General features: G+C 60.3%; 21 protein-coding genes and 1 pseudogene. 11 read left to right on the top strand and 11 right to left on the bottom strand.

Translation table 11 applies throughout. The annotated features are described in order from the left end of the window. The first annotated feature begins 151 nt into the window (after nucleotides 1–151). Both HP062_RS12525 and HP062_RS12520 read left to right on the top strand, forming a co-directional pair. Nucleotides 152–865: a response regulator gene (locus tag HP062_RS12525; protein ID WP_010457146.1), complete on the top strand. Its 714-nt coding sequence runs from the start codon at nucleotides 152–154 to the stop codon at nucleotides 863–865. After that, a complete protein-coding gene (locus HP062_RS12520; RefSeq protein ID WP_010457144.1) occupies nucleotides 862–2,472 on the top strand; it encodes an ATP-binding protein in 1,611 nt (536 codons plus the stop codon). Before HP062_RS12525 ends, HP062_RS12520 begins: the two co-directional genes overlap by 4 nt. Before the next feature lie 141 nt (nucleotides 2,473–2,613). Here the strand turns inward: HP062_RS12520 and HP062_RS12515 are convergent, their stop codons facing one another. Continuing rightward, nucleotides 2,614–3,339, bottom strand: coding sequence for a 4'-phosphopantetheinyl transferase (locus HP062_RS12515; RefSeq protein ID WP_218585117.1), 726 nt, complete (start codon nucleotides 3,337–3,339; stop codon nucleotides 2,614–2,616). 174 nt (nucleotides 3,340–3,513) lie between these two features. After that, the gene (locus tag HP062_RS12510; RefSeq protein WP_172791472.1) at nucleotides 3,514–4,305 is read right to left on the bottom strand and encodes a dienelactone hydrolase family protein; all 792 of its coding nucleotides are present in this window, start codon (nucleotides 4,303–4,305) and stop codon (nucleotides 3,514–3,516) included. Nucleotides 4,306–4,452: 147 nt separating this feature from the next. Between HP062_RS12510 and HP062_RS12505 the strand changes: the two genes are divergently transcribed. From HP062_RS12505 to HP062_RS12495, 3 genes are all read left to right on the top strand, one after another. Continuing rightward, nucleotides 4,453–5,055, top strand: coding sequence for a membrane protein (locus HP062_RS12505; protein WP_010457138.1), 603 nt, complete (start codon nucleotides 4,453–4,455; stop codon nucleotides 5,053–5,055). 165 nt (nucleotides 5,056–5,220) lie between these two features. Then, entirely contained in the window at nucleotides 5,221–5,898 is a 678-nt protein-coding gene (locus tag HP062_RS12500) for a response regulator (protein ID WP_077749196.1), read from the top strand. Next, nucleotides 5,895–7,241 carry an ATP-binding protein gene (locus tag HP062_RS12495; RefSeq protein ID WP_010457134.1) on the top strand — a complete coding sequence of 449 codons (1,347 nt, stop codon included), beginning with the start codon at nucleotides 5,895–5,897 and terminating at the stop codon, nucleotides 7,239–7,241. The genes HP062_RS12500 and HP062_RS12495 overlap by 4 nt, the downstream gene beginning before the upstream one ends. Before the next feature lie 1,074 nt (nucleotides 7,242–8,315). Here the strand turns inward: HP062_RS12495 and HP062_RS12490 are convergent. After that, on the bottom strand, nucleotides 8,316–9,314 hold the full coding sequence (locus HP062_RS12490) for an AraC family transcriptional regulator (RefSeq protein ID WP_172791471.1): 999 nt from the start codon (nucleotides 9,312–9,314) through the stop codon (nucleotides 8,316–8,318). A 339-nt stretch (nucleotides 9,315–9,653) separates the two neighbouring features. Between HP062_RS12490 and HP062_RS12485 the strand changes: the two genes are divergently transcribed. Together HP062_RS12485 and HP062_RS12480 are read left to right on the top strand one after the other, a co-directional pair. Next, on the top strand, nucleotides 9,654–10,988 hold the full coding sequence (locus tag HP062_RS12485) for a dicarboxylate/amino acid:cation symporter (protein WP_172791470.1): 1,335 nt from the start codon (nucleotides 9,654–9,656) through the stop codon (nucleotides 10,986–10,988). A gap of 144 nt (nucleotides 10,989–11,132) precedes the next feature. Then, nucleotides 11,133–12,314 carry a CaiB/BaiF CoA-transferase family protein gene (locus HP062_RS12480; protein WP_172791469.1) on the top strand — a complete coding sequence of 394 codons (1,182 nt, stop codon included), beginning with the start codon at nucleotides 11,133–11,135 and terminating at the stop codon, nucleotides 12,312–12,314. 135 nt (nucleotides 12,315–12,449) lie between these two features. Here the strand turns inward: HP062_RS12480 and HP062_RS12475 are convergent, their stop codons facing one another. Continuing rightward, nucleotides 12,450–12,944, bottom strand: a complete 495-nt coding sequence (locus HP062_RS12475) for a SprT family zinc-dependent metalloprotease (RefSeq protein WP_010457127.1) — start codon at nucleotides 12,942–12,944, stop codon at nucleotides 12,450–12,452. A gap of 149 nt (nucleotides 12,945–13,093) precedes the next feature. Further along, nucleotides 13,094–13,696: a Yip1 family protein gene (locus HP062_RS12470; protein ID WP_010457124.1), complete on the bottom strand. Its 603-nt coding sequence runs from the start codon at nucleotides 13,694–13,696 to the stop codon at nucleotides 13,094–13,096. A 439-nt stretch (nucleotides 13,697–14,135) separates the two neighbouring features. Here HP062_RS12470 and ttcA point away from each other — a divergent pair, with 439 nt between their 5' ends. Both ttcA and HP062_RS12460 read left to right on the top strand, forming a co-directional pair. Continuing rightward, the gene (gene ttcA / locus HP062_RS12465) at nucleotides 14,136–14,960 is read left to right on the top strand and encodes a tRNA 2-thiocytidine(32) synthetase TtcA (RefSeq protein ID WP_010457122.1); all 825 of its coding nucleotides are present in this window, start codon (nucleotides 14,136–14,138) and stop codon (nucleotides 14,958–14,960) included. A 130-nt stretch (nucleotides 14,961–15,090) separates the two neighbouring features. Next, nucleotides 15,091–15,765, top strand: coding sequence for a DNA-3-methyladenine glycosylase I (locus HP062_RS12460; protein WP_077749200.1), 675 nt, complete (start codon nucleotides 15,091–15,093; stop codon nucleotides 15,763–15,765). Nucleotides 15,766–15,855: 90 nt separating this feature from the next. On the opposite strand, the gene HP062_RS12455 is transcribed toward HP062_RS12460, so the two are convergent. The 3 genes from HP062_RS12455 to arsC are packed head-to-tail and all read right to left on the bottom strand — an operon-like array spanning nucleotide 15,856 to nucleotide 17,229. Further along, nucleotides 15,856–16,281, bottom strand: coding sequence for a DUF2069 domain-containing protein (locus HP062_RS12455; RefSeq protein WP_010457118.1), 426 nt, complete (start codon nucleotides 16,279–16,281; stop codon nucleotides 15,856–15,858). A 1-nt stretch (nucleotide 16,282) separates the two neighbouring features. Next, on the bottom strand, nucleotides 16,283–16,879 hold the full coding sequence (gene wrbA, locus HP062_RS12450) for an NAD(P)H:quinone oxidoreductase (RefSeq protein WP_010457117.1): 597 nt from the start codon (nucleotides 16,877–16,879) through the stop codon (nucleotides 16,283–16,285). Continuing rightward, nucleotides 16,876–17,229, bottom strand: a complete 354-nt coding sequence (gene arsC, locus HP062_RS12445; RefSeq protein WP_172791468.1) for an arsenate reductase (glutaredoxin) — start codon at nucleotides 17,227–17,229, stop codon at nucleotides 16,876–16,878. Before arsC ends, wrbA begins: the two co-directional genes overlap by 4 nt. 114 nt (nucleotides 17,230–17,343) lie before the next feature. Here arsC and HP062_RS12440 point away from each other — a divergent pair. After that, nucleotides 17,344–17,810 (top strand): annotated as a pseudogene (locus HP062_RS12440) (TlpA disulfide reductase family protein). Nucleotides 17,811–17,986: 176 nt separating this feature from the next. Here HP062_RS12440 and HP062_RS12435 read toward each other — a convergent pair. Together HP062_RS12435 and HP062_RS12430 are read right to left on the bottom strand one after the other, a co-directional pair. Next, on the bottom strand, nucleotides 17,987–18,391 hold the full coding sequence (locus HP062_RS12435; RefSeq protein WP_010457111.1) for an META domain-containing protein: 405 nt from the start codon (nucleotides 18,389–18,391) through the stop codon (nucleotides 17,987–17,989). Next, entirely contained in the window at nucleotides 18,391–18,825 is a 435-nt protein-coding gene (locus HP062_RS12430) for a hypothetical protein (protein ID WP_077749204.1), read from the bottom strand. Before HP062_RS12430 ends, HP062_RS12435 begins: the two co-directional genes overlap by 1 nt. A 134-nt stretch (nucleotides 18,826–18,959) precedes the next feature. Between HP062_RS12430 and HP062_RS12425 the strand changes: the two genes are divergently transcribed. Beyond that, nucleotides 18,960–19,361, top strand: coding sequence for a hypothetical protein (locus HP062_RS12425; protein WP_010457107.1), 402 nt, complete (start codon nucleotides 18,960–18,962; stop codon nucleotides 19,359–19,361). Between the two features lie 5 nt (nucleotides 19,362–19,366). Here HP062_RS12425 and HP062_RS12420 read toward each other — a convergent pair whose 3' ends face one another. Continuing rightward, the gene (locus HP062_RS12420) at nucleotides 19,367–20,356 is read right to left on the bottom strand and encodes a 2-hydroxyacid dehydrogenase (protein ID WP_102595526.1); all 990 of its coding nucleotides are present in this window, start codon (nucleotides 20,354–20,356) and stop codon (nucleotides 19,367–19,369) included. Nucleotides 20,357–20,443: the final 87 nt, after the last annotated feature.

Raw genomic sequence — 20,443 nt, 5'->3', positions numbered from 1 at the left:
CCGGGTTGTCCGAACGCATTTGCCGGCTTGTGTTCTCGGCGTTCGGCGTTTATACAATCGGCCAGTGTGTATGCATTCTTATCCTCCCCAATCATTACAAAAAGACGGGCGGATCCTTCCTTATAAGTGTTGTTGGCAAGCAGAGGTCACCGTGGAGCAAGAAGCCTGGCAGATATTGATTGTGGAGGACGACCAGCGTCTGGCCGAACTGACCCGCGATTACCTGGAAGCCAATGGCCTGCGCGTATCGATCGAGGGCAATGGCGCCCTGGCCGCGGCCCGCATCATTAATGAAAAGCCGGACCTGGTGATCCTCGACCTGATGCTGCCGGGCGAAGATGGCCTGAGCATCTGCCGCAAGGTCCGCAATAAATATGACGGCCCGATCCTGATGCTCACCGCCCGCACCGACGATACCGATCAGATTCTTGGCCTGGACCTGGGGGCCGACGATTACGTGTGCAAGCCAGTGCGTCCGCGCCTGCTGCTGGCGCGCATCCAGGCGCTGTTGCGCCGCAGTGAAGCCCCTGAGGTGGCCCCGGAAAAACAACGACGCCTGCAGTTTGGCCCGCTGGTGGTGGACAACGCATTGCGCGAGGCCTGGCTGAATGACAACGGCATCGAACTGACCAGCGCCGAATTCGATCTGCTGTGGCTGCTGGTGGCCAACGCCGGGCGCATCCTGTCCCGGGAAGAAATTTTCACCGCCCTGCGCGGCATCGGCTATGACGGCCAGGATCGCTCCATCGACGTGCGCATCTCGCGCATCCGTCCCAAAATCGGCGACGATCCGGAGCATCCACGACTGATCAAGACCATCCGCAGCAAAGGGTATCTGTTCGTTCCGGAAGCCTGCACCCTGTGAACTCGATCTTCCTGCGCATCTACGGCGGCATGTGCGCGGCGCTGATTCTGGTCGCGGTGCTCGGCGTACTGGCCTTGCACCTGCTCAACCAGGTGCGCAGTGAGCAATACCGCGAACGCCTGGCCCACGGCACCTTCTCGCTGATGGCCGACAACCTGCAACCGATGAACGAAACCGAACGCCACCGGGCCTTGCTGGTGTGGGAGCGTTTGCTGGGGATTCCGTTGGCGCTGAAGACCTTCGCCCAGACCGACCTCGACCTGACGCAGCGTACCCGCGTGCTGCGCGGCCAGGCGCTGGTGGAACAGACCGGCCCGCATGCAGCGAAGGTGTATCGGCTGGTCAGCGACAAGGAGCAGTTGGTTTTGACGGGAGAAGTCCAGCAGATCAGCGAGCAACTGGCGCGAGCGACTATCTATCTGCTGGCCGACGAACTGGTGCGCGTGCCGGTGGCTGAGCAGCCCAAGCGCCTGGCGCAATTGAAACAAGACAAAGGCTTCGGTTTCGACTTGCGCCTGGTCACCGTCGACCAGGCGGACATGGACGAGGACCAGAGCCGCCGGATCTCCGAAGGCGACACGGTGATGGCATTGGGCAAGGGCGGTGACTCGATCCGGGTGTTTGCCGGCATGGTCGGCACGCCGTGGGTCCTGGAAATTGGCCCGCTGTACCAGATGAATCCTTATCCGCCCGAATGGTTGGTGCTGATCGCGGCCCTTGGTTTGAGCCTGATCGGTTTGATCGTCTATCTCTTGGTGCGACAACTTGAGCGTCGCTTGCGTGGTCTCGAAGCCGCTGCCACGCGTATTGCCAAGGGCAGCCTGGAAACCCGCGTGCCGGCGCGCGGCGCGGATTCGGTGGGGCGGCTGGCCTCGGCGTTCAATGGCATGGCCGAGCACTTGCAACAGTTGTTGGCGATCCAGCGTGAACTGGTGCGCGCGGTGTCCCACGAATTGCGCACCCCGGTGGCGCGCCTGCGTTTTGGCCTGGAGATGATCGGCTCGGCCACCACGCCACAGGCCCTGGAGAAATACCGCGAAGGCATGGACCACGACATCGAGGACCTCGACAAGCTGGTGGACGAAATGCTGACCTACGCGCGTTTGGAGCAGGGCTCGCCCGCGCTGAATTTCCAGCGGATCGATCTGGATGCGTTGGTCAATCAAGTGATCGAGGAATTGGCACCGCTACGCGCCGACGTCACCGTGCAGCGCGGGTTGTGCCTGTCCGCCGCCGATTGTGACGATGCCTGGGTCGAGGCCGAGCCGCGCTATTTACACCGGGCGATCCAGAACCTGGTGAGCAATGCCATGCGCCATGCCTCGTCGCGGGTGACGGTCAGTTATCAGGTGGGGCAGCAGCGTTGCCGGGTGGACATCGAAGATGACGGGCCGGGCGTGCCAGAGTCGGCGTGGGAAAAAATCTTCACGCCGTTCCTGCGCCTTGATGACAGCCGTACCCGGGCGTCGGGCGGGCATGGCTTGGGACTGTCCATTGTGCGGCGGATTATCCATTGGCATGACGGGCGGGCGTTGATCAGCAAGAGCAAGAGCCTGGGCGGGGCGTGCTTCAGCCTGAGTTGGCCGAGGAATCAGGAGAAGCGGTGAGATTTGCGGCGTCTGTACTGGCCTCATCGTCGGAACGCCGCCCGGAGCAGGCTCACTCCTGCAGGGAATCTTCGGTGTTGCACAGATCCATTGTAGGAGTGAGCCTGCTCGCGATGAGGCCCTTCAATACACCGCAAATCCTCAGGCCTTGATACTGACCAGACTCAACAACTGCCCATCCACCACCCCAAACTGCGCATCCAGCTCCGTGCCATTGCGCCACTCGCTGGACAGATCTGTCAGCAATCGCAGCCGCACCTCACCGCTCTCGCTCCAATCCAGCACTTCCGCATGTTCAAAATAAAACCGCTGCCGAACAATCGGATACAGCGCCTTGAACAGACTCTCCTTCACCGAAAACGTCAGCGTGACCAGCATCGCCAACTGATCACGATGACCTGCGGCCATGCGCTGCAATTCCGCCGGGGTGAGGATTTCCCCGGCCAGGCGTTCGGCACGTTCAGGGTTTAGCAGATTTTCCAGGTCCATCCCCAATCCACGCCAGTGGGTCTTGTTCGCGACAATCGCCGCGGCCCGGCCGGTGCTGTGGGTGATTGAGCCGCTGATATGCGCAGGCCAGACCGGCGCCCGGTCTTCACCGATGGCCGGGCTGAAACTCAGCCCTTCCAGCTTCTGCAGCGCCGCCCGGGCACAGACCCGACCGGCCAGAAACTCGGCCTGACGCTTGGCGACCGAGCGCTGGATGCTCGCTGGCGGCTCGATGGCGCTGCGCCTGAAATCATCGAGGGCCAGTTGCGAGGTATCGAAGTGCGTGCTCAACAGCACCGTATCAGGCAGCACAAGCGGCAGCGGCCAATGGGCGTCGAGCGGGGTGCAGCAGACGGGCAGGGCGGGGGTGGAATTCATGTCGCGCATTTTGCCGGGTTGCCTTCGGGCTGGGTAGCCCTGACGTAGACCGCGTTATCGTTCTTCGCGGGCAAGCCTCGCTCCTACAGGTTTGAGCCGATCACGAAATGGCGGAACGACACAAGCCCTGTAGGCGCGAGGCTTGCCCGCGAAGGCCACGCCTCGGTCTTCTGCTTAACCGAAGATTTTTTTGAAGAACGCCTGCATATCCGCCCAGGATTTTTCATCCGCCGCCTTGCTGTACCCGATATCCGGCCCACCATGATCGCCATGGCCCAACCGATCCGCATCTGGATTGCTGAACCCATGCTTGGCGCCCTCAAGGCTGACGAATTGATAGTCGGCCCCGGCCTTGTCCATCTCAGCCTTGAACGCCGCGACGTTGTCCGCCGTCACCATGCTGTCCAGCGCACCATGCTCCACCAGGATTTTCGCTTTCACGCTGCCCGGTGTTGCGGGCGTTTTGGTCGCCAGCGCGCCGTGGAAACTCACCACGCCCGCCAGCGGAACGCCTTGACGCGCTGCATTCAGCACCACGGCACCGCCGAAGCAGTAACCGATGGCAGCGATTTTATCCGGATGGGTCTGTGGCTGTTTCTTCAGCAAATCGAGCCCGGCCTGGAAGCGGGCGCTGGACGCGGCACTGTCTTTCAACGCCGCTTGCATGAAGGCCATGGCGTCCTTGGGATGCTCGGTGTTCTTGCCATCGCCATACATATCAATGGCCAGCGCGCTGTAACCCATTCCGGCCAAATCACGGGCGCGGCGCTTGGTGTAATCGTTGAGGCCCCACCATTCATGCACCACCACCACGCCCGGACGTTGACCTTTAATAGCATCGTCGTAAGCGTAATAGCCGATCAGCTTCGTGCCATCGGGGCTCTGATAGGGAATCTCCTGAGTCTTGATCTCGGCGTGGCTGAGCCCGCTCAAGGCCAGTAATACGAGGGCGAGGAACACGCGCATGGTCGGATCTCCTGCATAAAAGTCATCAAAACAGCCGGGTGGAGTTGATTCAGCTTAGGTTCAGAGTGCGTTCAGGGGGAGTTCAGGGGTGGGTGCGTAACCTTGCCCCGTACCCAAAAAGCAAATAGCGCATGAGGAAATTCCCCAATGACTCACTTCAAAAAACTGCTTCTGGCTTTCACCGTCATGGGCGCAAGCACCGCGGCTTTCGCTTCCAACGATAATTTCGCCAGCCTTACTCTTGGACAGACCAGCGACAAAGTCAAAAAGTCCCACGCCCTGAACGACAACCTCAACCACCCGAACGCCGACGGCGTGATCGGCAAGGACACCACCTGGGGTGTGCGTCTGGGCCAGCAAAACAGCGAGGGCCGCTACTACGCCACTTACGACAACGTGTCGGGTTCGCACAATGGCATTAAACTGCGTCAGGAAAACCTGTTGGGCAGCTACGATCTGTTCTACCCGGTAGGCGCCAGCACCAAATTGTTCGGCGGTGCCACGGCCGGCCTGACCAAAATGACCCAGGAGTCCCCAGGGTTCAGCCGCGACAGCAACATCGGCTACGCCATTGGCGGCCAGGTTGGCGTATTGCAGCAAGTGTCGCAAAACACCTCGGTCGAACTGGGTTACCGTTACCTGCGCAGCAACGCCAGCACCGAGATGAGCGAGCGCGGTGGCAGCAAGCAGGGTTCGCTGGACCTGACCAGCAGCGCCCAGACCTACCTGTCGGCGAACTACGCTTTCTGATAAGTGCAATCCCTGTAAGGGTGAGCCTGCTCGCGATAGCGGCGTGTCAGTCGACATCAATGTCGAATGTGCTGGCGCCATCGCGAGCAGGCTCGCTCCTACAGGGTTCTGCGGTGTGACTGAGAACTGTGCTGCTGGAGATAACGATTTGCCTAGGAGAGCGTTATGAAACTGCTGGTCGTCGAAGATGAAGCGCTGTTGCGCCATCACCTGCAAACCCGCCTGACGGACAGCGGCCACGTGGTCGAGTCCGTGGCCAACGCCGAGGAGGCGTTGTACCAGACCGAGCAGTTCAACCACGACCTGGCGGTGATCGACCTCGGCCTGCCGGGCATGAGCGGGCTCGACCTGATCCGTCATCTGCGCTCGCGTGGCAAGGCCTTCCCGATCCTGATCCTCACGGCGCGTGGCAACTGGCAAGACAAGGTCGAAGGCCTCGCCGCCGGCGCCGACGATTACGTGGTCAAGCCGTTCCAGTTCGAAGAGCTCGATGCGCGCCTGAATGCCTTGCTGCGCCGCTCCAGCGGTTTCACCCAGTCGACCATCGTCGCCGGGCCGCTGCTGCTCGACCTCAATCGCAAACAAGCGTCCCTCGATGAACAACCGCTGGCGCTGACCGCCTACGAGTATCGAATCCTCGAGTACCTGATGCGCCATCACCAGCAAGTGGTGGCCAAGGACCGCTTGATGGAGCAGCTCTATCCGGATGACGACGAGCGCGATCCGAACGTCATCGAAGTGCTGGTCGGCCGTCTGCGCCGCAAACTCGAAGGCCCGGCCGGTTTCAAACCTATCGACACTGTGCGCGGCCTCGGCTACCTGTTCAATGAGCGCTGCACTTGATTCGCTCCCTTCGTGTCCGTTTGATGCTGGCCGCCGCCACCCTGGCGGTGCTGTTCATGCTGGCGTTGCTGCCAGCGATGCAGGGCGCGTTCAGCCTGGCGTTGCAGGATTCCATTGAGCAACGCCTGGCGTCGGACGTAAACACCTTGATTTCCGCCGCGCGGGTGGAAAACAACGCCCTGCAGATGCCGGCGCAGTTGCCCGATGAGCGCTTCAACCTGACTGACAGCCGCTTGCTCGGTTACATCTATGACCGCGAAGGTCATTTGGTCTGGCGCTCGAAGGCCACCGGCGAAGAGAAGATCAACTACAAACCGCGTTACGACGGACGCGGCAACGAATTCGCGCGCATTCGCGAGGCCGATGGTCAGGAATTCTTCGTCTACGACGTCGAAGTCAAACTGCTCAGCGGCAAAAGCGCGGCATTCAGCATCGTCGCCCTGCAACCGGTGCACGAGTACGAAGTCACCCTCGAAGGCCTGCGCGAAAACCTCTACCTCGGTTTCGGTGCCGCGTTGCTGGTGCTGCTGGCGCTGCTGTGGATCGGTCTGACCTGGGGCTTGCAGGCCTTGCGTCGGCTCAGTCAGGAGCTGGACGAAATCGAAAGCGGCGCCCGCGAAAGCCTCAGCGAACAACACCCGCGTGAGCTGCTGCGCCTGACCGGCTCCCTCAACCGCTTGCTGCACAGCGAACGCGAGCAGCGCAGCCGCTACCGCGATTCCCTCGACGACCTGGCCCACAGCCTGAAAACCCCGCTGACCGTGCTGCAAGGCGTCAGCGAAGACATGGCCCAGCGCCCGGAAAACCGAGATCAGGCCTGGTTGCTGCAAACCCAGATCGAGCGCATGAGCCAGCAGATCGGCTATCAACTGCAACGCGCCAGCCTGCGTAAAAGTGGGCTGGTACGCCACCAGGTGCGCCTGCAGCCGGTGCTGCAAAGTCTGTGCGACACGCTGGACAAGGTCTATCGCGACAAGCGCGTGCGCGTTGCTTTCAACCTGCCGGAGCCGTGTTACGTGCCGATCGAACAGGGCGCGCTGCTGGAGATGATGGGCAACCTGCTGGAAAACGCCTATCGCCTGTGCCTGAGCGAAGTGCGCATCAGCGTGCGCGAAACCCTGAGCGGGGTCGAGTTGTGCGTTGAAGACGACGGGCCGGGCGTGCCGCCGGATCAGCGGGCGCGGATTCTGCAACGGGGCGAGCGGCTGGATCGCCAGCACCCGGGGCAGGGGATCGGGTTGGCGGTGGTCAAGGACATTATCGAGAGCTACAACGCGAAGCTGACGCTGGGGGATTCGCCGATGGGCGGGGCGGCGTTCCGGATTCATTTTCCGGTGGTTTGATCGAGGGGTTGGCGGTGTTTTTTCGGGCCTCATCGCGAGCAGGCTCGCTCCTACAATTGAATCTGCGGCGCTCGCGAAAAGTGCATGCTCCGCAGATCCCCTGTAGGAGCGAGCCTGCTCGCGATGGGGCCAGTCAACGCAACCCAAAAATCAGTTGCGGATACTGGACAGGCTTGATCCGCCGTAGACGTTCAGTCAGGCAGACCGCGTCATCGTTCATCGCGAGCAGGCTCGCTCCCACAGGAGATCTTCAGTGAATGCATAATCTGCGTTCACACCGATCACCTGTAGGAGCGAGCCTGCTCGCGATGAGGCCGGTCAACTCAACCCAAAAATCAGTTGCGGATGCTGGACAGGCTTGATCCGCCGTAGTCGTTCAGTCAAGTAAACCGCATCATCGTTCATCGCGAGCAGGCTCGCTCCCACAGGAGATCTTCAGTGAATGCATAATCTGCGTTCACACCGATCCCCTGTAGGAGCGAGCCTGCTCGCGATGAGGCCAGTCAACTCAACCCAAAAATCAGTTTCGGATGCTGGACAGGCTTGATCCGCCGTAGACGTTCAGTCAGGCAGACCGCGTCATCGTTCATCGCGAGCAGGCTCGCTCCCACAGGAGATCTTCAGTGAATGCATAATTTGCGTTCACACCGATCACCTGTAGGAGCGAGCCTGCTCGCGATGAGGCCGGTCAATTCAACCCAAAAATCAGTTGCGGATGCTGGACAGGCTTGATTCGCCGTAGACGTTCAGTCAGGCAGACCGCGTCATCGTTCATCGCGAGCAGGCTCGCTCCCACAGGAGATCTTCAGTGAATACATCATTTGCGTTCACACCGATCACCTGTAGGAGCGAGCCTGCTCGCGATGAGGCCGGTCAATTCAACCCAAAAATCAGTTTCGGATGCTGGACAGGCTTGATCCGCCGTAGACGTTCAGTCAGGTAGACCGCGTCATCGTTCATCGCGAGCAGGCTCGCTCCCACAGGAGATCTTCAGTGAATACATAATGTGCGTTCACACCGATCACCTGTGGGAGCGAGCCTGCTCGCGATGAGGCCGGCCAATTCAACGCAGATTCAGTTCTCTTGCGCGCGATAGGCGCCCGGCGTCAATCCGGTCCATTTCTTGAACGCCCGATGAAACGCCGAAGGCTCGGAAAACCCCAATTGCTCGGCAATCTGCTGTAACGACAGATCCGCTCGCCCCAGGTGATAAATCGCAATGTCCCGGCGCAACTGATCCTTCAATTCCTGAAAACTCGACCCTTCTTCGCGCAAGTGCCGACGCAACGTCTGCGGGCTGATGTGCAGGTGCGCAGCCACCGCTTCCAGGTCCGGCCAGCGTGCACTGTCGCGGCTGAGCAAGCGGCGCAACTGGCTGCTCAGACTGTCGCCGTCATCCGGGCGCGAGAGCAGGTCGGCGGGAGAATGTTGGAGGAAATGCTTGAGTGTGCGTTCGTCCTGCAACAACGGCATGTGCAGGTAGCGGCTGTGAAACAGCAAACTGCTCTGCTCCGTGGAAAACTCCATGGGGCAGGGGAACAGAAAATCGTATTCGGCGCCGTGTTCGGGCTTTGGATAACTGAACGTCGCCTGCTCCAGCCGAATGCGCTGGCCGATCAGCCAACTGCCAAGCCGGTGCCAGACCATCAGTTGGCTTTCGGTGAGGAAATGATCAGGGTCTTGGAACTTTGAATCGTCGAGGCTCAGGCGGACCCATTCGTCTTCGCGGGTCAGGGTCAGGCGCGGACCGTCAGGGAATAGGCTGTAAAACAATAAACCGCGATGCAGCGCCTTATCGAGGTTGCGGCAGTGGATCACGGCGTGACACATCATTGCGAAGGTCCCGGTTTTACTGGGCGTCGGCCCGAAACCGAGGTATTCGTCGTCGAGGGCCAGCCACAACGCCTGGATCAATCGCGTGAACTGCTCCGGCGCAATTCGCGCCCGTGGCTCATCCAGCAACTCGGGGCTGATGCCGAGTTGTTGCAGCAGATTTGAATAGTCATAACCCAACCGACGCGCGCCACCTAATGCGGCACGGGCGAAATGACTGGCGATGGTGCGTTCACGCATGGCAAGCAGGTCCGACCCAATGAACGACGGATGGTAGCTGTCGACCCTCGTTATGAACAGGCGGATATCCGCCAAATTGTAGGACGAGACCTGGTCGATGGGCGGAAATCCGCCACATTGTGGTAACCCGTCAGTGGCAAGGCTGGACCTGTAACCCTTGATGTCAAAAGGCATGCAGGCATTTTTTTAAAGGTGGCACGGGCCTTGCGATACAACAAGCAGATGCCTGCCGTTGCGCAGCTCGACAAAACAAATCCCTCCAGTGCAGGAGGGTTCGCAATTGAAGTGTCTTGGGCAACAGACGGATGTTGTCACGGGGCACTCTTGAGGAACTTTGCAATGACGACTCGTCAGCCACTGTATAAATCCCTGTATTTCCAGGTGATCGTTGCTATCGCCATCGGCATCCTGCTCGGTCACTTCTATCCGCAGACCGGTGTGGCCCTCAAGCCACTGGGTGACGGGTTCATCAAACTGATCAAAATGGTCATCGCGCCAATCATCTTCTGTACGGTCGTCAGCGGTATCGCCGGCATGCAGAACATGAAGTCGGTCGGCAAGACCGGTGGCTATGCGCTGCTGTACTTCGAAATCGTCTCCACCATTGCCTTGCTGATCGGTCTGGTCGTGGTCAACGTCGTGCAACCGGGCGCCGGCATGCACATCGATGTGACGACTCTGGACACCAGCAAAATCGCTGGCTTCATCTCGGCCGGTAAAGACCAGAGCATCGTTGCCTTTATCCTCAATGTGATCCCGAACACCATCGTCGGCGCCTTCGCCAACGGCGACATCCTGCAAGTGCTGATGTTCTCGGTGATCTTCGGTTTCGCCCTGCATCGCCTGGGTGCCTACGGCAAGCCGGTTCTGGACTTCATCGATCGCTTTGCCCACGTGATGTTCAACATCATCAACATGATCATGAAGCTCGCTCCAGTCGGCGCGTTCGGTGCGATGGCCTTCACCATCGGTGCCTACGGTGTCGGTTCGCTGGTGCAACTCGGTCAGCTGATGATCTGCTTCTACATCACCTGTATCCTGTTTGTGCTCGTGGTACTGGGCGGCATCTGCCGCGCGCACGGCTTCAGCGTAATCAAATTGATTCGCTACATCCGTGAAGAACTGCTGATCGTGCTGGGCACTTCCTCTTCGGAATCCGCTCTGCCTCGCATGCTGATCAAAATGGAACGCCTGGGTGCACAGAAGTCCGTTGTCGGCCTCGTAATCCCGACTGGCTACTCGTTCAACCTCGACGGTACTTCTATCTACCTGACCATGGCGGCTGTGTTTATCGCTCAGGCGACTGATACCCCGATGGACCTGACTCACCAGATCACCTTGCTGCTGGTGCTGCTGTTGTCCTCCAAAGGTGCAGCGGGTGTGACTGGTAGTGGCTTTATCGTCTTGGCGGCTACCCTGTCGGCTGTAGGTACTCTGCCGGTGGCCGGCCTGGCGCTGATCCTCGGTATTGATCGCTTCATGTCCGAAGCCCGCGCCCTGACCAACCTCGTTGGTAACGCTGTTGCGACCCTGGTCGTGGCCAAGTGGGTGAAAGAGCTGGACGAAGACAAGCTGCAAGTCGAGCTGGCTTCCGGTGGTCGCGGTATCTCCGACACCCGTGAAGAAGACGACCTGGGCGTGGCCGAAGGCCCAACCCCAAGCAGCGTCAAGTAAGACTGGCAGCACTGAAAAACCCGCTTCGGCGGGTTTTTTCTTGCCCGGGATTTGAGCGCAACGGTCACAGCTGCTGACACTTCAGGTGATTGCTGCAATGCGTTTGCCTGCCTAGGCTGGAGGCATCGTTCACGGAGGTCGCTCATGCCCGGTCCACTGGCATCACTCAAAGTTCTGGATTTCTCGACGCTGCTGCCGGGGCCGTTTGCCTCGTTGTTGCTGGCGGACATGGGCGCGCAAGTCCTGCGCATCGAATCGCCGACCCGTATGGATTTGCTCCGGGTGTTGCCGCCGCACGATCACGGGGTGTCGGCCAGCCACGCCTACCTCAACCGCAACAAGCGCAGCCTGGCGCTGGACCTCAAGCAGCCCGAGGCGCTGGAGGTGATCAAGCAATTGCTGGCGGACCACGACATCGTGCTGGAACAGTTCCGCCCCGGTGTGATGGAACGCCTGGGCCTGGGTTATGACGCGTTGAAGGCGATCAATCCGCGGCTGATCTACGTGTCGATTACCGGTTATGGCCAGAGCGGCCCCTACAAGGACCGCGCCGGTCACGACATCAACTACCTGGCGCTGGCGGGGCTGGCGAGCTACACCGGCCGCACCGAGAGCGGGCCGCTGCCATTGGGCATGCAGGTGGCAGATGTCGCCGGCGGCTCGTTGCACGGAGTGATCGGGTTGCTGGCGGCGGTGATCGCTCGCCAGCACAGCGGGGTGGGGCAGCATCTGGATGTCAGCATGACCGACTGCGCCTTCAGCCTCAACGCCATGGCCGGCGCCGGGTACCTGGCCTGTGGTGTGGAGCCGGGCAGGGAGGATCAGATGCTCAATGGCGGCAGCTTCTACGACTACTACCGTTCGCGGGACGGGCGCTGGTTATCGGTGGGCAGTCTGGAACCGGCCTTCATGCAGCAACTGTGCAGCGCGCTGGGGCGGCCGGAGCTGGCGGCCAAGGGCCTGTCGCCCAAACCCGCCGAGCAACAGGTACTGAAGAACGAGTTGAAAGCCGAATTCGAGAAACATGACTTTGCGCAACTGTGCGAGTTGTTTGCCGGGGTCGATGCGTGTGTCGAGCCGGTGCTGAGTTTGGCTGAGGCGGTGCAGCATCCGCAGTTGCAGGCGCGGGAGTTGGTGACGCAGGTGCCGCGGGGGGACGGTTCTGTGCAGGCGCAGATGGCGTGCCCGTTGAAATTCTCAGAGGGATTGCCGGCGCCGCGGCATATCGGCGCGGTGTTGGGACAGCATACGGATCAGGTGTTGGGGGAGTTGGGGATGAGTGCTGAGCGGATTGCAGAATTGCGCCGTGCCAAGGTGATTCTCTAGCGTCTGTACCGGCCTCTTCGCGGGCAAGCCTCGCTCCCACAGGATCTGTGTCGTTCACAAAGCTTGTGCTCGAAATCAATACCTGTGGGAGCGGGCTTGCCCGCGATGAGGCCAGACCAGCCCCCACAAATCTGACTACTCGACCCGCATTTCCCCACTGAACACCAACGTGCTGCGGCACCGCCGGCACAAATACCGCCGCCCTTGCCGTACCAGGCCATGGCGCTGGGCCGAAAACGGGAAATCGCTGTCGACGCACGGGCATTTGTAGATGTAGCGCGTCACGCTGCGGCGTTTGACGTCGTAGGTGTGGCAGCGATTGGGCGGCAGTTCGTACACGCCGCGCATGATCAATTGCCACTCTTCACCGTGCGGCTGAATGCGGTCGCCGAACAGTTGATGGGCGATCAGGTGCGCGACTTCGTGGGCCACGGTCTGCTTGAGGAAGTCTTCAGTGTTTTCCCGGTACAGCTGCGGATTGAAGCGCAGCAGGTTCTCGTGCAAATGCGCGACACCGGCTTTTTGACCGCGCAGCTTGAGGCTCACCACGGGGCGTTTGAAAGTTCGTTTGAAAAAGGATTCGGCCAGCTGATAACAGTCTTCGACGCGGGTATTGAGTTGCTCGGGCATGCTTGATGGATCTCCAGAGACGTCGAGTATGCCGCAACCCCGGGGCCTTGCGAATCGCCGAGGCGCCGAATGGTCGTTACCCCTCACACATTAGAAGGCCGCCTTGCGGCGGCCTGTGTTGGCAGATCTTGTTTTTGGGTGGTGAGTTGCTAATTGGTGTAGACCGGCCCCACGCCGAGTCCCCAGACAATCACTGTAAACGCCATGATGGCGACCAGCACCACCAGGCCTACGGCAAGTACCGAACTGGAAAACAGGAAGCCCTCGTCTGATGGAATGTTCATGAAAGTGGGTAGCCCCACATACAGCAAGTACACCGTGTAGCAGATGGCCGCCGTTCCGACGATCATCCCCAGCCACATATGTGGGTACAGCGCCGCCAGACCGCCGATGAACAGCGGGGTCGCGGTATAGGTCGCAAATGCAACGCAGCGTGCCAGGCTTGGATTGGCGTCATAGGTACGGGCCATCCAGTGGATGAATGCGCCCATGACCGCGACGCCGCCGAGCATCGCCAGGTACGACATGATCGTCATCCATAGCGCGCTTTCCTGGGTCAACATGACCGGCGCTCGATTGCCGATGACCCAGCCGACCTGAGTGGTGCCGATAAACGCCGACACAGCGGGAATTGCCGCCAGAATCAGCGTGTGAGTCAGGTACATGTGGCTGATGCTTTCCTCTTGGTCGCCACGGATTTCTTTCCATTCCTGGTCGGGGTGGGTGAAGAGCCCCACTACGTGATGGATCATGCCAGTCACTCCTCTTGTTTTTACCGTCGCCCCCCAGTGGAGCGCCTACAGGCCAAAGTGGCCAAGTAAGTAAAAGGTCTGGATATGTATGCGACCTTATGTCGCAGTATAGAAAGGTCTTCACGGCGCAGGTTGTAGGGCGTTAGAGCAAATTGCGCTGTAAACCCTGCTGTTAATCGCCGTAGGGTCTTGCGCGACCTATGTGGCGAGGGAACTTGCTCCCGTTCGGCTGCGCAGCCGTCGCAAAAACGGCCGACGGGGTTTGACTGACCCGATGGTGCAGGATGGTTTTGGGGCCGCTGCGCGACCCGGCGGGAGCAAGCTCCCTCGCCACAGGGGTATGCTCAGCTCAGATAAAGTGCAGTCGCCAGGCACTTCGCCGACGGTGGGTTTTTGCGTAAAATGCCGGCCTTTCGTCACACCTTACGGATCTCGCGTCATGGGCACTCTCACGGTCAACCAGAACAAACTGCAAAAGCGCCTTCGCCGTCAGGCGGGTGAGGCTGTTGCCGATTTCAACATGATTGAAGACGGCGACAAGGTCATGGTCTGCCTGTCCGGTGGCAAGGACAGCTACACCATGCTCGACGTGCTCTTGCACTTGCAGAAGGTCGCTCCGATCAAGTTCGAGATCGTGGCCGTGAACATGGACCAGAAACAGCCAGGCTTCCCTGAACACGTGTTGCCGGCCTATCTGAAAACGCTGGGCATCGAGTACCACATTGTCGAGAAAGACACTTACTCGGTAGTCAAGGAGCTGATCCCGGAAGGCAAGACCACCTGCTCGTTGTGCTCGCGCCTGCGTCGCGGCACGCTCTACACCTTTGCCGACGAAATCGGCGCGACCAAAATGGCCCTCGGTCACCACCGCGACGACATCGTCGAGACGTTCTTCCTTAATATGTTCTTCAACGGTTCGCTCAAGGCCATGCCGCCGAAGCTGCGCGCCGACGACGGCCGCAATGTGGTGATCCGGCCACTGGCCTACTGCAACGAAAAAGACATTCAGGCCTACTCGGACTTCAAGCAATTCCCGATCATCCCGTGCAACCTCTGCGGCTCCCAGGAAAACCTGCAACGTCAGGTGGTCAAGGACATGCTGCAAGAGTGGGAACGCAAGACCCCGGGCCGCACCGAAAGCATTTTCCGCAGCTTGCAGAACGTACAACCGTCGCAACTGGCGGACCGTAACCTGTTCGACTTCACCAGCCTCAAGATCGACGAAACCGCCGCTTCGCGGTTCGTCAACGTGGTCAACCTCTAATCAGAAACTGTAGGAGTGAGCCTGCTCGCGATTGCGTCGTGTCAGTCGACATCAACGTTGAATGACACACCGCTATCGCGAGCAGGCTCACTCCTGCAATTGTTTTTTGTTTCAACCTCCAGGAGAGGGCATGCGCGATTACAAGTGGCTGCACGAATACTGTCTGAATCGCTTCGGTTCAGCAGCTGAACTGGAAGCCCATCTGCCCGTTCCCAAGACCCCGGCGCAACTGCGCAAGATCAGCGACGATCGTTATCTCTCGACCATGGCCCTGCGCGTGTTTCGCGCCGGCCTCAAACACAGCCTTGTGGACGCCAAGTGGCCGTCGTTCGAAGAAGTGTTCTTCAAGTTCGACCCGGAAAAGGTGGTGCTGATGAGCGCCGAACACCTTGAGCGCCTGATGCAGGACGCGCGGATCATCCGTCACCTGGGCAAGCTCAAGAGCGTGCCGCGCAATGCGCAGTTCGTACTGGACGTGGCGCATGAGAAGGGCAGCTTCGGCGCATTGATCGCCGATTGGCCGGTGACGGACATCGTCGGGCTGTGGACGTACCTGAAAAAGCGCGGCCATCAATTGGGCGGGTTGTCGGCGCCGCGTTTCTTGCGCATGGTCGGCAAGGATACGTTTGTGCCGAGCTATGACGTGGTGGCGGGGCTGAACGCGCAGAAGATCGTCGACAAGGTGCCGACCAGCCAGCGGGACCTGGCGTTGGTGCAGGATGTGTTCAACCAGTGGCATGAACAGAGTGGCGGCCGGCCGATGAGCCAGATTTCGATGATGCTGGCGTACACCGTCAATCATTAAGGCCGAGTCGTGGCCTTCGCGAGCAAGCTTTGCTCCTACAGGTGCGGTGCAGTCCTTGTAGGAGCGAAGCTTGCCCGCGAAGGCGTCAGATCAGGCGGCGGAGATCTCGCCTTCACCCGCCAACTTGCGATTCAACTGAAACCGCCACCGCACATACAACAGCGCCGAGCAAAACACCGCCAGGCTCGCGCCCATTTCCAGCAAGCCAAACAGCTGCCGATTGGGGTCATACGCGGCCAGTGCGCCCTTGATGAAATACAGATTCACCACAAAACACATCCACGAATGCCCGCGTGCGCTGCCGATGATCATCCCCGGTGCGAGCAATAGCAGGGGCACCAGTTCGATCAGCAAAATCACCCACGGCCGGGCGCCGTGCAGGTCGGCAAATACCAGATAATAGGCGCACAGCAGCCCCACCAGCCCGAAAAAGCACAGCAGGCTGATCGCGCGCATCGCCCGGACCCGCGGTTCGAGCCATTCGATCGAGGGCAGAATCTTCGGCTTTTTCGCCACGTCAGTTCCCCAGTTTCTGCGCAGTCTTCGCCAGACGCAGGCCCAAGGCCCGGCACAGCGCGACTTCATGTTCGTTCAAACCGCTTTTGCCATCCGCCCCGGCGTGATGACTGGCGCCATACGGCGTGCCGCCGCCACGGGTTTCCAGCAGGGCCGATTCGCTATACGGCAGGCCGGTAATCAGCATGCCGTGGTGCAGCAACGGCAACATCATCGACAGCAGCGTGGTTTCCTGACCACCGTGCAGGCTTGCGGTGGAGGTGAATACCCCGGCCGGTTTGCCCACCAGCGCCCCCGTCAGCCAAAGATTGCTGGTGCCGTCGAGGAAGTACTTGAGCGGCGCGGCCATGTTGCCGAACCGGGTCGGACTGCCCATGGCCAGGCCCGCGCAGTGCTTCAGGTCGTCGAGACTGGCGTACAGCGCGCCCTCGTCGGGGATGTCCGGCGACACGGCTTCGCATTCGGTGGAGATCGGCGGCACCGTGCGCAGGCGCGCTTCCATCCCGGCCTGCTCGACACCACGGGCAATTTGCCGGGCCATTTCATTGGTCGAGCCGCTGCGGCTGTAATACAGAACCAGAATGTACGGCGCGCTCACGGCAGCAACTCCAGCACATTCTCCGGCGGACGGCCGATGATGGCTTTGTCGCCGACTTCCAGAATCGGTCGCTCCATGAGTTTCGGGTTGGCGGCGATGGCGCCGATCAATTGCTCCTCGCTCAAACTGCTGTCGGCCAGGTTGAGAGTCTTGTATTCGTCCTCGCCGGTGCGCAGCAGTTGCCGGGCGCTGATGCCGAGTTTGGTCAGCAGGCTCTGGATTTGCGCGGCGTCCAGCGGCGTTTCCAGGTAGCGGATCACGGTCGGGGTCAGGCCACGGGCTTCCAGCAGTTCGAGCGCACCGCGGGATTTCGAGCAGCGCGGGTTGTGATAAAGCGTCAGATCGGTCATGTGCGGGTCGCATCTTGCGTAAGGTGGCGGCTATTCTAACTGTGCAGCGCGTAATCCAGAACCTCGGGAGGCGATGGGTCGCAGGCGCATTCAATTTTGAACAAGGATTACGACATGACAAGACGACTGGCAGCAGCATTGGCGATCATCGGTGCGTTGATGCTGGGGGCTGTGGCAACGACTATGGCATCGACCAGAACGGCCAGAAAGTCGCCGCCGAACGTCTGGACAACCAATGGGTGGTGCTCAACTACTGGGCGGAATGGTGTGGCCCGTGCCGTACCGAAATCCCGGAGTTGAATGAGCTGGCCGTTCAGTTGAAGGACAAGAAGATTGGTGTGTTCGGGGTCAATTTCGACAATGTGCAGGGGGAAGAGCTGAAAAGCGCCAGCGAGAAACTGGGGATCAAGTTCACCGTGCTGGCGTCGGACCCGGCGGATCTTTTCGAGTTGCCGCGCAGCGAAGCGTTGCCGGTGACCTACATCATCGACAACAAAGGCAAGGTGCGCGAGCAATTGATGGGCGAGCAGACGGCGGCGGGAGTGATGGCCAAGCTTGAGGCGTTGCAAGCGGTCAAGTGACTGCGCATGGATCTTGTGGCGAGGGAGCTTGCTCCCGCTCAACTGCGCAGCAGTCGCAAAACCGGTACAAACGGTGTTCCTGATGAACCGAGGTGACGGGTTTTAGGGCTGCTGCGCAGCCCAGCGGGAGCAAGCTCCCTCGCCACAGGTATTCACTTGGCCACAGCTCGGGGTTATCAACCCTCTTCAAGCCACCAACGCAACGGCTTGCCTTCGGCCGGCCAGAAGCGCATCTGTTCGATCGGCGAAACATCCCAGCGCTGCACATTTTCCAGGGCCTGCATGAAGCGCTTTTCCTGCTCCATCACGGCTGGCGCGCACATTTTGCGGGTGCTGCCGATTTTGCCGAAGCTCAGCTTGTCACCTTCGAGCGTGTACGGTGCAAACCAGTGGTTGCAGCCGCCATTGCCGTAAGCCCGACCGTCTTCACCGAGGGTGATGGTCAGGTGGCTGTAATCCATCAGTGGACGTTCGCCGATCCATTCCAGGATGTAGCTGCGGTTTTGTTGCAATTTCACCGGCTCGGCGGCGCAGCCCAGCAGGCTGGCACCAACCAGGGCGGTCAGGGCGAGGCGTTTCATCACGCGGGCTCCTGGCAGGTCGGGCACAGGTGCTTCTCGCCAACGGTGGTCCAGCCCAGCTCGGCAATCCGCGCAGTGGCGGCAGGTTTTTCTGCCTTGTTGCCCAGTTTGGCATCGACCGCAAACTCAAAGCTCAGCTCTTTGGCGCAGCTGTCGCAGTTGACTTTCCAGGTGTGGATCGCCAATTCGCCGAACACCGGACCACTGGCCACTGCGACCCATTGGCCGGGCGGGTTGATCAAGTGGCGAACCGTTTCCACGGTCAGGCGCATGGACAGGTCCTTGGCACCTTTGAGGGTCACGATCAGCACGTCGTTATTACGAATCGAGCCGCCGTTGCCGGTGACTTGATAACGCCCCGGCACAAGGGCGCGGCATTCGGTGAGGGTGTGTTGCGGGTTCATCAGGCTATAGCGGAAATCGTGTTCGACCATGGGTCCTCCAAATATGCGCGGTATGCTATCACGGGCCTGCTCGCAGCATGGCGCGCGCAGATGACCTTCGATCTGGTTCAAATCACCGGTCGACTCATGGCACACTGCCGCTTTTGCATTTCTAAGGAACGGACATGGCGTTAATCGAATGTTATGAGTGCAAGCAACGTATCAGCTCCACGGCGCCTGCTTGCATTCATTGCGGTGCACCGGCGGGAACGGTGCAAGCGGCCACTTCGACGGCAGCGCCTGTGCAGGCACCCCTTTCTTTCGGGCGTTTACCGGAGGATGAGAAAGTGGCCAGGGTGACCCCGGCCGCATTCGGGCGTAAACGCAAAACCGAAGCCCCAATCGAGATGGCGGCGCCGATGCCCGCCTCCAACGGCGTGCGTCCGGTGGAACTGTGGCTGAAGCTGATGATTTTTTTCCTGCCGCCGTTTTTTGTCTGGTTCCTGCTGCGTCGCGGGCATTCCGTGGGGCAACGCTTGCTGGGTTTCGGCTGGCTGGGCCTGATGATTCTCTTGTCCAAGGCCTGACCGGCTCAGCCCTCGACCTGATTCTGCGGCGTGCCAGCGGCCCATGCTGCGATGTTCTGCAGGGTGGTCGTGGCAATTGCGTCCAGCGCTTCGCGCGTCAGGAAGGCCTGGTGCGCGGTGATGATCACGTTCGGAAAGGTCAGCAGCCGCGCCAGCACATCGTCCTGCAGCGGCAGGTCGGAACGGTCCTCGAAGAACAGCTGCGCTTCCTCTTCATAGACATCCAGCCCCAGATACCCCAATTGGCCGTCCTTCAGTGCATCAATCAGCGCCGGCGTGTCCACCAGGCCGCCGCGTCCGGTGTTGATCAACATCGCGCCGGGCTGCAAGTGCGCCAGTGATTCACGGTTGATCAAGTGTTTGCTCTGCTCATTGAGCGGGCAGTGCAGGCTGATGATCTGCGACTCGGCCAGCAATTGCGGCAAGCTCAGGTAGCGGGCGCCGAGGGCTTCGACCTGCGGATTGGGGTAGGGGTCGTAGGCCAGCAACCGGCAACCGAAACCGTTCATGATTTTCGCGAAGGTTGCGCCGATCTGCCCGGTGCCGACCACGCCGACCGTCTTGCCCACCAAATCGAAACCGGTCAGGCCGTGCAGGCTGAAATCCCCTTCGCGGGTACGGTTGTAGGCACGGTGCAGGCGGCGGTTGAGCGCCAGGATCAGCGCCACCGCGTGCTCGGCCACCGCGTGCGGCGAGTATGCCGGGACCCGCACAATTGACAGCCCTAAACGCTTCGCCGCCGCGAGATCGACATGGTTGTAACCGGCCGAGCGCAGGGCGATCAAGCGTGTGCCGCCCGCTGCCAGACGTTCCAGCACCGGCGCGCTCAAGTCATCATTGATGAACGCGCAAACCACCTCGTGATGCTCCGCCAGCGCCACCGTATCGAGGCTCAGCCGCGCCGATTGAAAGTGCAGCTCGATACCGGCAGGGAGCTCGGTGCCGAGAAAACTGTCACGGTCGTAGGTCTGGCTGCTGAAAAGAATCGTGCGCATACGGTCCTCCTGATATTTTTCGAGTCCTGTGTGGCCGCGCACCGTTCCATTGTGCGAACGGCTGTGGCGAGGGGGCTCCAACACCTG

The organism is Pseudomonas sp. B14-6, from assembly GCF_013260315.1.
Taxonomy (GTDB): Bacteria; Pseudomonadota; Gammaproteobacteria; order Pseudomonadales; family Pseudomonadaceae; genus Aquipseudomonas; species Aquipseudomonas mandelii.
The sequence above is the reverse complement of the archived record's forward strand: the minus strand, read 5'-3'. Positions and strand labels throughout refer to the sequence as shown.

Coding starts and splice junctions, on each gene's coding strand:
- HP062_RS12490 (WP_172791471.1), bottom strand. CDS start 9,314: ATGCGTGAACGCACCATCGCCAGTCATTTCGCCCGTGCCGCATTAGGT.
- ttcA (WP_010457122.1), top strand. CDS start 14,136: ATGGGCACTCTCACGGTCAACCAGAACAAACTGCAAAAGCGCCTTCGC.
- HP062_RS12470 (WP_010457124.1), bottom strand. CDS start 13,696: ATGATCCATCACGTAGTGGGGCTCTTCACCCACCCCGACCAGGAATGG.
- HP062_RS12515 (WP_218585117.1), bottom strand. CDS start 3,339: ATGAATTCCACCCCCGCCCTGCCCGTCTGCTGCACCCCGCTCGACGCC.
- HP062_RS12480 (WP_172791469.1), top strand. CDS start 11,133: ATGCCCGGTCCACTGGCATCACTCAAAGTTCTGGATTTCTCGACGCTG.
- HP062_RS12510 (WP_172791472.1), bottom strand. CDS start 4,305: ATGCGCGTGTTCCTCGCCCTCGTATTACTGGCCTTGAGCGGGCTCAGC.
- HP062_RS12475 (WP_010457127.1), bottom strand. CDS start 12,944: ATGCCCGAGCAACTCAATACCCGCGTCGAAGACTGTTATCAGCTGGCC.
- HP062_RS12420 (WP_102595526.1), bottom strand. CDS start 20,356: ATGCGCACGATTCTTTTCAGCAGCCAGACCTACGACCGTGACAGTTTT.
- arsC (WP_172791468.1), bottom strand. CDS start 17,229: ATGACCGATCTGACGCTTTATCACAACCCGCGCTGCTCGAAATCCCGC.
- HP062_RS12505 (WP_010457138.1), top strand. CDS start 4,453: ATGACTCACTTCAAAAAACTGCTTCTGGCTTTCACCGTCATGGGCGCA.
- HP062_RS12460 (WP_077749200.1), top strand. CDS start 15,091: ATGCGCGATTACAAGTGGCTGCACGAATACTGTCTGAATCGCTTCGGT.
- HP062_RS12435 (WP_010457111.1), bottom strand. CDS start 18,391: ATGAAACGCCTCGCCCTGACCGCCCTGGTTGGTGCCAGCCTGCTGGGC.
- HP062_RS12485 (WP_172791470.1), top strand. CDS start 9,654: ATGACGACTCGTCAGCCACTGTATAAATCCCTGTATTTCCAGGTGATC.
- HP062_RS12425 (WP_010457107.1), top strand. CDS start 18,960: ATGGCGTTAATCGAATGTTATGAGTGCAAGCAACGTATCAGCTCCACG.
- HP062_RS12430 (WP_077749204.1), bottom strand. CDS start 18,825: ATGGTCGAACACGATTTCCGCTATAGCCTGATGAACCCGCAACACACC.
- HP062_RS12500 (WP_077749196.1), top strand. CDS start 5,221: ATGAAACTGCTGGTCGTCGAAGATGAAGCGCTGTTGCGCCATCACCTG.